This window comes from Winogradskyella ludwigii, assembly GCF_013403985.1.
GTDB lineage: Bacteria > Bacteroidota > Bacteroidia > Flavobacteriales > Flavobacteriaceae > Winogradskyella > Winogradskyella ludwigii.
On sequence record NZ_JABFDF010000001.1, the window covers coordinates 1,196,327 to 1,209,626 of the forward strand.

The window sequence follows — 13,300 nt, forward strand, 5'->3', positions numbered from 1 at the left end:
AATATAAACATGAAGTCCCTTATTGTTTTTTTATCCCTATTTGTTCAGCTCTCTTTTGCCCAAAAGGAACTGAAACACGAAGTCTATTTTGAAACAGACCAACACGATATTCCTGAAACAGAACATAGTCGATTATTACTGTTCTTATCAACAATTGAAGATATGGACATAGAAAAAGTTTCTATATACGGCTTTACAGATGATAGAGGTAGTGATAACTATAATCTTACATTATCTCAAAATCGTGCAGATGCCATAAAAGAGGTCTTTTCTAACAATGAATTTGATGAGTCAAAAATGACCAATGTTGATGGAAAAGGTAAAATTTTAGTCAACATTATTAAAGAAGATAATCTCAATAAAATTCGTGGCTTAAACCGGAAAGTAGAGATCATTGTAACACCTGTTTTTCCTCCTAAACCAGTGGTGGTAGTAGAAAAACCTGAAACTAATAAAACTGAAGATTTATTAAAAGGTGATTTAAAAGAAGGAGATAAAATTTTATTAGATAAACTACTCTTTAGAACAGGTTATAGTTATCTCACCAAAGAATCTAAAGTTGTGCTCGATAGAATCGCTGTAATCTTAGCAGAACGTACCAATGTTTATTTCACTATAGAAGGTCATGTTTGCTGTACACAAGGAGAGCGAGATGCTATTGATCGTAAAACGAAGAAAAGAAATCTTTCTGTGGCGCGCGCAAAATATATTTACGATTATTTAGTAGATAAAGGTGTTAAGCATTACCGCATGAAATTTGCAGGTATGCGAAGAAAAGCACCGCTTGGTGGAGAACCACAATTAGATAGACGTGTAGAAATTTTAGTCACTAGGATTTACGATAAATAATCTTCTAGAATAGTAGTTTTAATTCAACATCCAATTCATTAAATTCTCTTTATCAATAATGGACCAACTATGAGGATGGCGTTCTCCATTATCTCTATACCCTTTATTCTTAGTTTCAATATACTCAATAGCTTTATAATTAGATTGGTTTAATATTTCTGAAAGCTTTTTAATATAAAATGCATTCATATTCTCGTAAATATTATTTGCATTTTTCTTCCACCAAAGTGTATCAGGCTCTGTGTATAATCTTATTTTAGTGTTTTTTAAATGCTTTAAATGCGCTATGTTTTTTGTTTTGGAATTAAAAACAGAATAGTCAATGTATTTTGAAGCATCCTCTTTTGGATTTCCAAATTTTGCACTTAATGTTTTAAGTAACCAAGTACTTTCTTCTACAGCAGATTCTGAAAAATTCAATGCAATATTTTTTTCAGCAGTGTAATATAACTGCTCTAAATCTATAGGTGAATCTACAATAAATGTGCCTTTTGGAATTATATCTAAATTTTGCTCTGTCATGAAATTACTAATTAAAAGAGCCATGTTTCCACCACTTGAAAATCCGCCGATATAAATATTATCTAATGGCAATTGATGCGCTTTAAATAACGCTTTAAACTGGTTTGAGAGTTGTATTAATTCATTGTTTTCGAGCCAAATTTTCCTATTGTAGTTCATGTATAAAACTGCAACACTATTTGCTTTGGCTTTACTAAGGATTTTAAATTCTCGTTTTATATCTTCTGCAGTCTCTGGATAACCGCCAAAAAGTATTAAAACAGCTTTTATTTTTTCAGCTGGTTTGTATAATTCATAAGACTCAGTTTTTATGTCCTGAGCTTCTATTATTACTAAATTATCTGCTTTCTCTTTATCAGTATTCTTGCAAGAAAAAGCAATTATAACCAGTACTAGTAATCCTATAAATTTGTTCATTGGTTAAAGTGTGTATAGCATCGCAATATGAGGAATACCATCTTCTAAATACTCAGATCCCATTTCGCTAAAACCTAAATTATTATAAAATCGTTTTAAATATGTTTGTGCAGAAATCTTAATAGTAGTTTCATTATAATACGTTTTAATTGCACCTATTGAAGCGTTCATAATTTCAAAACCAAACTTATATTGCCTTTCCTTTTCTTGTACAACTACTCTACCAATGCTAGCTTCTTTAAAATAATCTTTGGGTTTAAACACTCTTGTATAAGCTACTAACTTTTCATTTTTATATCCTAAAATATGAAGTGCTTTTTGATCTTTTCCATCAATATCTTGATACACACAATCTTGTTCTACAACAAAAACTTCACTTCTTAACTGAAGTAAATCATAGAGTTGTTCTGTTGTTAATTCTTTGAATTTTTTTATAGATATCTCTAGCATTAGTCTTGTACAATTACTTCTTTAGGATCTTCTTTATTAAACTCTGGTTGAATGGTTACATGGTTAATATTAAACTCATCGTGTAACACATCTTCAATATCTAATAGTAAACTATTAAATTCTGTAGTAGAAATATCTTCTTTTAAATCTAAATGAGCTTCTAAGTGTAACTCGTCGTCACTTAAATTCCAGATATGAACATGATGTAATTTATTCACTTTAGGTAATATATTAATAGCCCTTACCACATCTTTAATATTAATATCATCTGGAGTAAATAACATAAGCATCTTTGTAGATACTTTTAATAAATCGTATCCAACCCAAATTAAATACAGCGCAATTAGTAAAGTTAATAAACTATCTACCCAAAATAATTGATAATATTTCATTAATAATCCACCCAATAATACAGCTACACTAGCTAACATATCTGTAAATAAATGCAGATATGCAGAACGCATATTAATATTATTTTTAGAATCTTTTCTTAATAATAAAACACTGATTCCGTTACCTATTATGGCTAAAATTGCTAGCCAAATTACTAAACTAGATTCAATTTCTTGTGGATTATTAAAACGCTTTACGGCTTCAATAATTAATAATATTGCAACAACGATTAACGTACTAGCATTAATAAAAGCAGCCAGAATTTCAGCACGTTTATAACCAAATGTTCTGTTAATTGAAGCCTTTTGTTTCGATAATTTTGAAGCTATATAACTTACTATTAAAGAGATAACATCACTAAAATTATGTAAAGCATCACTAAGTAACGATAAACTTCCTGAAACGAGTCCACCAATTACTTGGGCTAGTGTAATAACAATATTTAGTAATATTGATATTAGAAGCTTTTGCCCACTTAAATCTTTAGAACTATGAGAATGGTGATGAGAGTGACTCATATTAAATCAATTAATAATGATATCTAACAAGATGTAGGAATCTTATCTACACGATTTTGATGACGACCACCTTCAAACTTAGTATCTAAAAAAGTATCTACCATTTTAATAGCTTGTGGAATAGATGTAAAACGAGCTGGAATACATATAATGTTAGCATCGTTATGTAAACGTGTTAGTTCTGTAATTTCATTAGTCCAACAAACACCTGCTCTTACATGTTGGTATTTATTAGCGGTCATTGCCACTCCATTTGCGCTGCCACAGATTAAAATACCAAAATCTACTTTTTTAGCTTCTACATCTTTAGCAACAGGATGTACAAAATCTGGATAATCTACACTATCTAAAGTGTCGGTTCCGTAATTAGTAACCTTATATCCTTTGGCTTCTAAATGTTTTACGATAGCAAATTTATAATCTGGTCCTGCGTGATCGTTTCCTATTGAAATTTTCATAATAAATTATCTTTACTTATTAGACCTCAAAGTTAATAATTGCTTACAAGTAAGCATAACTTATACGGGCTTACTTATAGATAAGTTTTAAGTTTGAAACTTAAGTTTTCTAATATCATTTATTATACCTGTTGATAACTCTGAATAAAATGACCAGTAATTGTTAATATCTGTTCACAACTATTGAAAATAAAAATTAGGATTATCCACTTATTTTTTCCAACCAAAATACAGATGAGATAACCTAATTAGTTAGCCATTTTTTTAAAATTAGTTATTAAGATAAATTATATGGCTATGAACAGTATTTTACAAAAAACATATCAGTCATTTCTATTAACAACAGTTATTAACAGTTGTTAATAGCTTTTAAAATAACGTTTAAAATGAAGTAGTTGCATGTAAACTTAGTGTTAACTAAATATTAAGTAGTTCTCATAAGTGACTAATCAAAATAAAAACTAAAAAAGTTATAGCCACTATTAACATACTATAATAACCACTATTTATTTTTTTAAATTTTAAAAGAAAACTGATTATATGTATATATATGTTGATAACTACAAATTTTAGGAAAAAGGATGCCATTTACTTATTTGAAAATAAATTCTATTTGTTTTTAATAAAGCTTTCTAATAGAGAAAACAATTAAGTAAAAATCTTTATAAATTACTTAGAGCATAGTATTACGTTACATCTTATAAATTTTTTTACTACCAAGATTTAGCTTAACATATCTATGGCGCTTATTTATATATTTAACAGAAAGTACTGCGAATTCATAGTGCTTTTTCATTTATTTAACATTCTCTAAACACCATTAAAAAATTTAAACGTAACTTTGTACCAAACTTAATAACCTCTCTTCACTAAAGTTAAGTTTTAAATAAGTTGTTGTTCTTACACTTATTGCAGAATCTAAACGATTTGGTAAGCTTATCTAGAATAACACATACAATAAATAGATTACAATTAATAAATGACAAATAAGAAAAAAAGGAAACCTTCACATAATAAGATTTCCAACCTCACAAATACAATTCTAAGTATTTTAAAAAAAGACAGAAATTCAACTTTTAACTATAAACAAATAGCTTCAAAACTAGGTGTTAACGATGCTAGTAGTCGCAATCAGATTATAAAAAAATTGCAACAACTCAAAGCAAAACAAGAGATTGAAGAAGTAGACCGTGGAAAATTTAAAGCTGTAGCTAATAACGAATATCATACAGGTATTTTAGATTTAGCGTCTAAAGGCAACGGTTATATAATTTGCGATGATTTTGAAGAAGATGTATTCATTGCTTCAAACAATATTAACAAAGCCTTAAATGGCGATGAAGTAGAATTCTACGCTTACAAAAGAAAACATAGAGGTAAGCAAGAAGGAGAAATTACCAATATTATAAAACGTGCAAAAACCGAATATGTAGGTACCATTCAAATCCATGATAAAAAAGGATTTGCTTTTGTAGTTGCAGATAGTAACAAAATGTACACAGATATTTTTGTGCCTATTAATAAAATTAATAAAGCAGAAGATGGAGATAAAGTATTAGTCTCTTTAGAAGAATGGCCAGAAAAAGCAGATTCACCTAACGGAAAAGTGATTGAGGTTTTAGGAAAACCAGGAGAGCATAGTACTGAGATTAATTCTATAATGGCAGAATATGGTTTACCATTAGAATTTCCTAAAGAAGTAGAAGCATATGCTAATACTATTGATTTAGAAATTAAACCTGAAGAAATCGCTAAGCGACGAGATATGCGTAAAGATTTAACCTTTACCATAGATCCTAAAGATGCTAAGGATTTTGATGATGCTTTGTCATTTAAAGTTTTAGATAATGGTTTATACGAAATAGGAATTCATATTGCAGATGTATCGCATTATTTACAACCAGGAACGGTTTTAGATGATGAAGCTTACGAGCGTGCAACATCTATTTATTTAGTAGATAGAGTAGTGCCAATGTTACCAGAAATTTTATCTAATGGAGCGTGTTCATTACGTCCACACGAAGAAAAATATACGTTTTCTGCAGTATTTCAAATGAATGAAAAATGCGAAATTAAAAATGAATGGTTTGGTAGAACAGTAACCTATTCTGATGCGCGTTTTGCATACGAAGAAGCACAAGCTATTATAGAAAATAATGCTAAGGTTAATGACGTAGAAGTACTTAAAAATACCGAAAAAATAGATACTACAATTCCAGTTGAAGTTTCACTTACAGGAGAGGAATATCAAACTTCTGTAGAAGTTGCACAGGCTACAATAAAAATGAATCAACTAGCTCGTAAAATGCGAAATGCAAGAATGCGAGATGGAGCGATTTCTTTTGATAAAGTTGAAGTAAAATTTGACTTAGACCAAGAAGCAAATCCGGTTGGCGTTTTCTTTAAAACGAGTAAGGATGCTAATAAAATGATTGAAGAATTCATGTTATTAGCCAACAGAAAAGTGTCTGAGTTTGTTGGGAAACAAAAGAAAACCTTTGTGTATCGTGTACACGATGAGCCAAAACAAGAAAAATTAGCACAACTGAAAACCGTTGTAGCGCGTTTTGGACATAAATTAGATTTTAAAGATAAAGGAAGTATTGCATCGTCTTTAAATAATTTACTAAAAGATGTTGTTGGAAAAAAAGAACAAAACTTAGTAGATACACTAACTATTCGCACCATGTCTAAAGCAGAATATACTACAAAAAATATTGGTCACTATGGCTTAGCATTTGAGTATTATAGTCACTTTACATCGCCAATTCGTCGTTATCCAGATGTTATGGCACATCGTTTACTGCAACGCTATTTAGATGGCGAAAAATCGGCTAACGAAGATATTTACGAAGAGAAGTGTAAACATTCTAGTGACATGGAATATTTAGCAACCAAAGCAGAGCGCGATTCTATAAAATATATGCAGATTCGTTTTATGCAAGATCATCAAGACGAAGAGTTTTTGGGTGTTATCTCTGGAGTTACAGATTGGGGAATTTATATCGAGATCATTTCAAATAAATGTGAAGGTATGGTTAGCGTTAGAGATATGAAAGATGATCATTACCAATTTGATCAAGATCAATATGCTATGATAGGTAACAAAACCGGAACCATGTATCAACTTGGAGATGAGGTGGTTGTAAAAGTTAAAAATGCAGATTTAACCAAGAAGCATTTAGATTTTTACATGGTTGGTAAGCCAGAAGGTAGTGAAGACTAATATCAGTTAGAGTGTTTTATAAAAAATGAATAAAATGTATAGAGATCCTTTTTTTAGAAACGCTAACATTTCAATTAAAAAGGAGACCTATTTTAAAACTTTTATAATATGATTCTTACCACAACCAATTCAATAGAAGACCATAAAATAGTAGATTATTTAGGAATAGTTACAGGGGTTTCTATCAATAAAGAGGCTGTTTCCATGGGTTTTAGTGCATCTAAATATTACACTAAACTTCAAGATAATATAGCTGCTGTTAAGGAAGAAGCATTTCAAACTTTACAAAATAATGCCGCAAAATTAAATGCAAATGCTGTTGTTGGTATAAAAGTTGAAATAGAACTTACCACAAGTAATTACGCTATGGTTTCTGTAACAGGAACTGCTGTAAAAGTTGCCGTTTAATTATAATACCAGCATTTTTAAAACGTTATAAACTTAAGGCATTATTACTATCTAATAGTTTTGATGCCTCTGGATTACTAAAAACATATGAAAACAAGCACAAAAGCTAGCATATACATTTTCGTGATATTTCTAGTCACTTATTTAGTGTTAAGATTTGGCATACAATATCTGTTTAATGATATCAATCGCTTTTTATTAACAGCAATATCTGCGGTATTAACCGTTGTATTGTCACCACAAAGACGTATTGTAAAAAAACAATCTGGTGATGAAATTCAACTTAAATGGTTGTTTAGTAATAAAGTCATTGTATTAAAATAATAAACAAAACAATATGAAATATTTCATAATAATATTAGCGATAGCTTTTAGTCTTAATAGTAATGCTCAAGAGTCTATTGAAAAAAGTATAGGTGAATTTTCTACGGTTAAAGTATTCGATTTAATTCATCTTAAAATGATTGAATCTCAAGAAAATAAGATCGTTATTTCTGGTAAAAACCGAAAAGATGTTGAAGTTGTAAATAACAACGGAAAACTTAAAATACGCATGACACTTAGAGAAAGTTACGATGGTAATGATACTGTTGTACAACTTTATTATACCACTGTTGATGCTATAGATGCAAATGAAGGTGCTAAGGTTACTATAGAAACACCAATTAAACAGTATGAAATAGATTTAAGAACGCAAGAAGGCGCAGAAATTACAGCGAGCTTAGAAACTACCTATGCTAACTTTAGAGCTGTTACAGGTGGTATAATTAATGTCACAGGAACTTCTAAGAATCAAGATATCTCAATTTATACTGGCGGAATTTTTAACGGTGAAGATTTTGTTACTAAACAAACTGAAGTTAGTATTAATGCTGCAGGTGAAGCTTATATTCATGCTAAAGATTTTGTATCAGTAAGAATTAAAGCTGGTGGAAATGTGTATATCTATGGTAAGCCTAAAGAAGTTGATGAAAGTACTATACTAGGTGGTAAAATAAAACGTATGTAAGTTCCGTTGAGTTTCTTACATTTGTGTAAATCGTAAGTTTTACATGTTAGATGATATTTTAACAGCCATTCCCTTCGGCATTATTTTAGCCTTTACCATTGGTCCTGTGTTTTTTGTATTGCTAGAAACCAGCGCAACCAAAGGGTTTACAAGTGCTATTGTATTCGATCTTGGTGTTATTTTCGCTGATGTTGTATTTATCTTTGTTATTTTTAAGAGTACAGATTCCCTTTTAGATAAAATTAAAGACGATCCAAAACTTTTAGTTTTTGGTGGTACATTATTATTTATTTACGGACTTATAAGCTTTATAAAAACATCTAAATCTTTCCGTTCTATAGTTAGAGAACACCATAGAATTCAACTTCCTAAAAAAGATTACGGCAAACTTTTTATTAAAGGGTTCTTACTTAACTTTATTAACATTGGTGTATTGTTAGGTTGGTTAGGTTTTATAGTTATTGGGACATCTATTACCACTTCAGAAAATGGTGTAATTATCTTTATTGCAACCATGTTAATTTCTTACTTTTTAACAGACCTCGTTAAAATTGCAGCGGCAAAACGATTAAAGAATAAATTAACACCGCGTCGTGTATTTAAGACCAAGAAAATTGTGTCTTTAGTTATTTTAGTCTTCGGACTTATACTATTAAGTCAAGGGCTTTTTCCAGAACTTTTTGAAAAAAGTATTGAGCAGATTGAGAAGGTTAATCCTATAAATTAAGTTTAATGGTAACCATTTATGCAAATTTACAGAACAGAATAAAAGCGGCTGTAGCAGATAGTATTTTATTAATGGTAATGATGTACTGTTCTGCAGAAATTCTTAAGAATTTTGATAATGTTCCTTCTTCTTTAAGAATGTATTTATTTATACTTTTTTTCTTTTTATATGAGCCGTTAATGGTATCAATTTTTGGATTTACGGCTGGTCATTATTACTTTGATATAAAAGTAAAAAGAGGAAATAACCACAAGAAGAATATTATTTTGCCTTTAGCTTTATTGCGTTTTATTATAAAATTTTTATTGGGTTGGGTATCGTTATTAACCATTACTGGTACTGAGAAGAAACAAGCAATACACGATAAAATAGTTAATGCTGTTGTAATTAAAGACTAATAAATTGATACTTTTTTTATGAACTCAAAAATTCTAACTTTCCCATTACGATTGGCTCTAATTATCTTAATTTTTGGGGCATTATTCAAGATTATGCATTGGCCTTATGCAAATATGTTAATGTTGATTGGTGGAGTTTCAATAGGAATATTATACACCATTAGATTCATCTTTAAAACAGTGAAATCTAAATTAGACTACTTAAAATTAGCGATGATTTTGATTTGGGTATTTAGCTATTTAGTTAAAGTATTTCACCTTTTTTATGTTCCGTTTGTATTCGAAACACTGCTACTTATACTCTTTATATATTGGTTTTTTGTTGAAGGAATCGATTATTTTAAAAGCAGAACCTACACAAAAAATAAGTTTCTAAAAGGTATCTATTATGCATTCATTGTAATAGCAATAGTTACCTTATTTTCTGGAATACTATTTAAAATTCAACATTGGCCTTATGGATCAATATTATTTACGTTTGGTATTTTACAAATAAGTCTATTGTTGATTTTTGATTACTTTATAGTGGATAGAACGAAGACCATACAAGAAGAAGGATAAAATAAAACGACACTGATTATTTATTGAAGGTTTTCTTTACTGTTATCTAATTTTATTATTTATGTTGAATATCTATAGATGGTACACTAACTTTTCAACATTTAAAAAATAAAAAAGCTTCAACATAAATTGAAGGTTTTCTTGAGGTTACTAAAGCGATAGGATTTCAACCGCGTATTTATTAATCTAAATTTTCTTAAAATTTTAAAAAATAAAAAAGCCTCAACATAAATTGAAGGTTTTCTTGAGGTAATTAAAGCGATAGAATTTGAATCGCGTATCTATTAAACTAAATTTTCTTAAAATTTTAAAAAATAAAAAAACCTCTAAGGGATCTTAGAGGTTCATATTCTGAGGTGTCGAGCGGATTCGAACCGCTGTAGATGGTGTTGCAGACCACTGCCTAGCCACTCGGCCACGACACCCTAATTTCCTAATAAATCAGGATTCTCATTAATTTAATGAGAGCGCAAATATAAAAATTATATACGTTATAGCCTAAATAGGTTTACTTTTTTCGCTTTTTAGTCATTTTAATGGTAACCATCTCAACATCACCACCAATTGGAGGATTTATTTTACTTACAGCCACTGTAGCTTTAGTAATTATTGACGATTCTTTAAAAACTTGATCTAATATACGTTTAGCAACCGTTTCTAAAAGCTTAGTAGGGATTGCCATTTGGTCTCTAACTACTTTATTTAAAAAAACATAGTCTACAGTATCTGCTAATTCATCAGTTTTTGAAGACATTTTTAAATTCGCCTTTACCTGTAAATCTACTCTGTAATCACTACCAATCGCCGTTTCTTCTTTTAAGCAACCATGATTTGCAAATACTCTTATGTTTTCAACTTTTATTATTCCCATGTTTCAAAAGTAATATTTCTTAATCAATTTTATTCAGTTTACAAACCTTTGGTTACTGAGCGTAGTCGAAGTGATACTCTAAAAGTCTTTATTCTTTTATCTTTTTCTAACTCGTAAACAAATCAAAGATATTACTCAACGCACTAGTCTTCGCTTTATAAAACTCAGTATAACGACACTTTTTACAAGTCACAGAACTAAATTTCTTATTTTGAATATCAAAGATTTTTGATAATGTACCACCTGTAGCTCTCATTTCACCAATTTCATAAGTCGTATTAGCACATTTTGGACAATTGTAATTCATAATTTATAAAGTTTATTGATTCATACTATCAGTCTAAAAAAGTAAATAAATGTTACAATTTGTTTAATTTTACCAACTGGAATAACGATGTTAAGTTTTAGAGTTAGTTATATATTTTACCTAACAACTAATAGTTAACAGCTAACACCTAAATAATGTCAGAAGAAAAAAAAGCACTCAATTTTATTGAGAATATTATAGAAGAAGATTTAGCAAACGGTTTACCTAAAGAGAAGCTACGTTTTCGTTTTCCACCAGAACCAAATGGCTATTTACACATAGGCCATACCAAAGCTATTGGTATTAGTTTTGGATTGGGAGAAACTTATAATGCACCTGTTAACTTAAGATTCGATGATACAAATCCTGCTAAAGAAGAGCAAGAATATGTAGATGCGATTAAAAAAGATATCGCTTGGTTAGGTTACAAATGGGAAAATGAATTGTACTCATCAGATTATTTTCAGAAGTTATACGATTGGGCTATTCAAATGATAAAAGATGGGAAAGCTTATGTAGATTCTCAATCTTCTGAAGTGATGCGTGAACAGAAAGGTACACCAACACAAGTAGGTACAAATAGTCCATATAGAGATCGTAGTGTAGAAGAGAATTTGGAATTGTTTGAAGGTATGAAATCCGGAAAATTCCCAGCTGGCACACATCTATTGCGTGCTAAAATTGATATGGAAGATCCCAATATGTTAATGCGAGATCCAATTATGTATCGAATTATGTATGCACATCACCATAGAACTGGTGATGATTGGTGTATTTACCCAATGTACGATTGGACGCATGGCGAAAGTGATTACCTAGAACAAATTTCGCACTCATTATGTTCTTTAGAATTTAAACCTCACAGAAAATTGTACGATTGGTTTAAGGAACATGTACATGAATACAGTAAAGACGAATTTCCATTAGCACCAAAACAACGCGAATTTGCACGTTTAAACCTTAGTTACACCATAATGAGCAAGCGTAAATTATTGCGTTTGGTAGAAGATGGTGTGGTTTCTGGTTGGGACGATCCTCGTATGCCAACCATTTCTGGTTTACGTCGTCGTGGCTATACACCAAATTCAATTCGTAAATTTATTGATAAAGTTGGTGTTGCTAAACGTGAAAACATCATTGATGTGTCGCTTTTAGAATTCTGTATTCGTGAAGATTTAAATAAAACGGCAAATAGAGTAATGGCTGTTTTAGATCCTATAAAAGTGGTGATTACTAATTATCCTGAAGATAAAGAAGAATGGTTAGAAGCAGAAAATAACCAGGAAGATGAGTCTGCTGGATTCAGAAAAGTGCCTTTTTCAAATGAAATTTATATAGAAAAAGACGATTTCAAAGAAGAGGCAAGTAACAATTATTTTAGATTGAAACTTGGAGGAGAAGTAAGATTAAAAAATGCTTACATCATTAAAGCAAATTCTGTTGTTAAGGATGAAAATGGAGAGATTACCGAAATCCATTGTACGTATGATGAAGACACCTCTAAAAAAGTAAAAGGAACCTTGCATTGGGTATCTATAAAACATGCCATTAAAGCAGAAATTAGAGAATACGATCGTTTGTTTAAACACGAATCGCCAGATAGTGACAAGGACAAAGATTTTATGGAATTTATTAACCCAAATTCTTTAACCTTAAAAACAGGATATTTAGAACCAAGTTTAGCTGAAGTTGGAGTAGGAGAGCAGTTCCAATTTCAACGTCTAGGTTATTTTAATGTTGATGACGATTCTACCTCAGAAAAGTTAGTATTTAATAAAACAGTGGGTTTAAGAGATAGCTGGGAGAAGCAAAAACCAAAAGCTGAAAATACTCAGAACCAGAATAAACCAAATCCACAACAGCAAAAACGTTCTGCAATAAGTGTAATTCAGCAATTTGGTAAGAAATACACCAAATTAAACGAAGAAAAACAAGCTAAAGCTAAAGACGAAATACAAGCACTAGCTAAAGATGTCTCTTATGACGATTTAGAGCCTTTATTTGGTACAGCTGTGAAAAAAGCAGGTACACGTATAGTCACCTTAATTGCGTTAAAAGTGCTGCTTAAAAATGGCTTGGATAGAAATGATGCTATTAACGAGTTTATTGATAAAGCTAAAGACGATAAGAATGAAGTTTTAGTTGCTGAGGCTTCAGATATTTAATATCTATTATTTTCTTAAAAA

The 13,300-nt window shown here is 30.2% G+C and carries 15 protein-coding genes and 1 tRNA gene; 9 read left to right on the top strand and 7 right to left on the bottom strand.

Translation table 11 applies throughout. The features are described 5' to 3' along the window. The first annotated feature begins 9 nt into the window (after window positions 1–9). On the top strand, window positions 10–849 hold the full coding sequence (locus HM981_RS05020; RefSeq protein WP_179337476.1) for an OmpA family protein: 840 nt from the start codon (window positions 10–12) through the stop codon (window positions 847–849). A gap of 18 nt (window positions 850–867) precedes the next feature. Here the strand turns inward: HM981_RS05020 and HM981_RS05025 are convergent, their stop codons facing one another. The 4 genes from HM981_RS05025 to rpiB are packed head-to-tail and all read right to left on the bottom strand — an operon-like array spanning window position 868 to window position 3,607. Further along, the gene (locus HM981_RS05025) at window positions 868–1,788 is read right to left on the bottom strand and encodes a hypothetical protein (protein ID WP_179337477.1); all 921 of its coding nucleotides are present in this window, start codon (window positions 1,786–1,788) and stop codon (window positions 868–870) included. Window positions 1,789–1,791: 3 nt separating this feature from the next. Next, a complete protein-coding gene (locus tag HM981_RS05030) occupies window positions 1,792–2,238 on the bottom strand; it encodes a GNAT family N-acetyltransferase (protein ID WP_179337478.1) in 447 nt (148 codons plus the stop codon). Further along, window positions 2,238–3,149 (bottom strand): cation diffusion facilitator family transporter, encoded by a 912-nt coding sequence (locus HM981_RS05035; protein ID WP_179337479.1) that lies wholly within the window; start codon window positions 3,147–3,149, stop codon window positions 2,238–2,240. The genes HM981_RS05030 and HM981_RS05035 overlap by 1 nt, the downstream gene beginning before the upstream one ends. A gap of 23 nt (window positions 3,150–3,172) precedes the next feature. Next, entirely contained in the window at window positions 3,173–3,607 is a 435-nt protein-coding gene (rpiB, locus tag HM981_RS05040) for a ribose 5-phosphate isomerase B (RefSeq protein WP_179337480.1), read from the bottom strand. A gap of 979 nt (window positions 3,608–4,586) precedes the next feature. Between rpiB and HM981_RS05045 the strand changes: the two genes are divergently transcribed. The 7 genes from HM981_RS05045 to HM981_RS05075 all read left to right on the top strand — a co-directional run bounded on the left by HM981_RS05045 (window position 4,587) and on the right by HM981_RS05075 (window position 9,936). Continuing rightward, window positions 4,587–6,833 carry a ribonuclease R family protein gene (locus tag HM981_RS05045; RefSeq protein WP_179337481.1) on the top strand — a complete coding sequence of 749 codons (2,247 nt, stop codon included), beginning with the start codon at window positions 4,587–4,589 and terminating at the stop codon, window positions 6,831–6,833. Between the two features lie 108 nt (window positions 6,834–6,941). Then, entirely contained in the window at window positions 6,942–7,241 is a 300-nt protein-coding gene (locus HM981_RS05050) for a heavy metal-binding domain-containing protein (RefSeq protein WP_179337482.1), read from the top strand. An 87-nt stretch (window positions 7,242–7,328) separates the two neighbouring features. Further along, window positions 7,329–7,565: a hypothetical protein gene (locus HM981_RS05055; protein ID WP_179337483.1), complete on the top strand. Its 237-nt coding sequence runs from the start codon at window positions 7,329–7,331 to the stop codon at window positions 7,563–7,565. A gap of 13 nt (window positions 7,566–7,578) precedes the next feature. Continuing rightward, window positions 7,579–8,250, top strand: coding sequence for a head GIN domain-containing protein (locus tag HM981_RS05060; protein ID WP_179337484.1), 672 nt, complete (start codon window positions 7,579–7,581; stop codon window positions 8,248–8,250). 43 nt (window positions 8,251–8,293) lie between these two features. Further along, on the top strand, window positions 8,294–8,977 hold the full coding sequence (locus tag HM981_RS05065; RefSeq protein WP_179337485.1) for a LysE family translocator: 684 nt from the start codon (window positions 8,294–8,296) through the stop codon (window positions 8,975–8,977). Between the two features lie 5 nt (window positions 8,978–8,982). Continuing rightward, a complete protein-coding gene (locus HM981_RS05070; RefSeq protein ID WP_179337486.1) occupies window positions 8,983–9,375 on the top strand; it encodes an RDD family protein in 393 nt (130 codons plus the stop codon). An 18-nt stretch (window positions 9,376–9,393) separates the two neighbouring features. Beyond that, the gene (locus HM981_RS05075; RefSeq protein WP_179337487.1) at window positions 9,394–9,936 is read left to right on the top strand and encodes a GldL-related protein; all 543 of its coding nucleotides are present in this window, start codon (window positions 9,394–9,396) and stop codon (window positions 9,934–9,936) included. Window positions 9,937–10,290: 354 nt separating this feature from the next. Here HM981_RS05075 and HM981_RS05080 read toward each other — a convergent pair. From HM981_RS05080 to HM981_RS05090, 3 genes are all read right to left on the bottom strand, one after another. Next, a tRNA-Cys gene (locus tag HM981_RS05080) sits at window positions 10,291–10,361 on the bottom strand. An 83-nt stretch (window positions 10,362–10,444) separates the two neighbouring features. Then, window positions 10,445–10,807: a dihydroneopterin aldolase gene (folB, locus tag HM981_RS05085; RefSeq protein ID WP_179337488.1), complete on the bottom strand. Its 363-nt coding sequence runs from the start codon at window positions 10,805–10,807 to the stop codon at window positions 10,445–10,447. 106 nt (window positions 10,808–10,913) lie between these two features. Continuing rightward, complete coding sequence (locus HM981_RS05090) at window positions 10,914–11,114, bottom strand: zinc ribbon domain-containing protein (protein WP_179337489.1); 201 nt, start codon at window positions 11,112–11,114, stop codon at window positions 10,914–10,916. A gap of 155 nt (window positions 11,115–11,269) precedes the next feature. Between HM981_RS05090 and HM981_RS05095 the strand changes: the two genes are divergently transcribed. Then, complete coding sequence (locus tag HM981_RS05095; protein ID WP_179337490.1) at window positions 11,270–13,279, top strand: glutamine--tRNA ligase/YqeY domain fusion protein; 2,010 nt, start codon at window positions 11,270–11,272, stop codon at window positions 13,277–13,279. Window positions 13,280–13,300 lie beyond the last annotated feature (21 nt).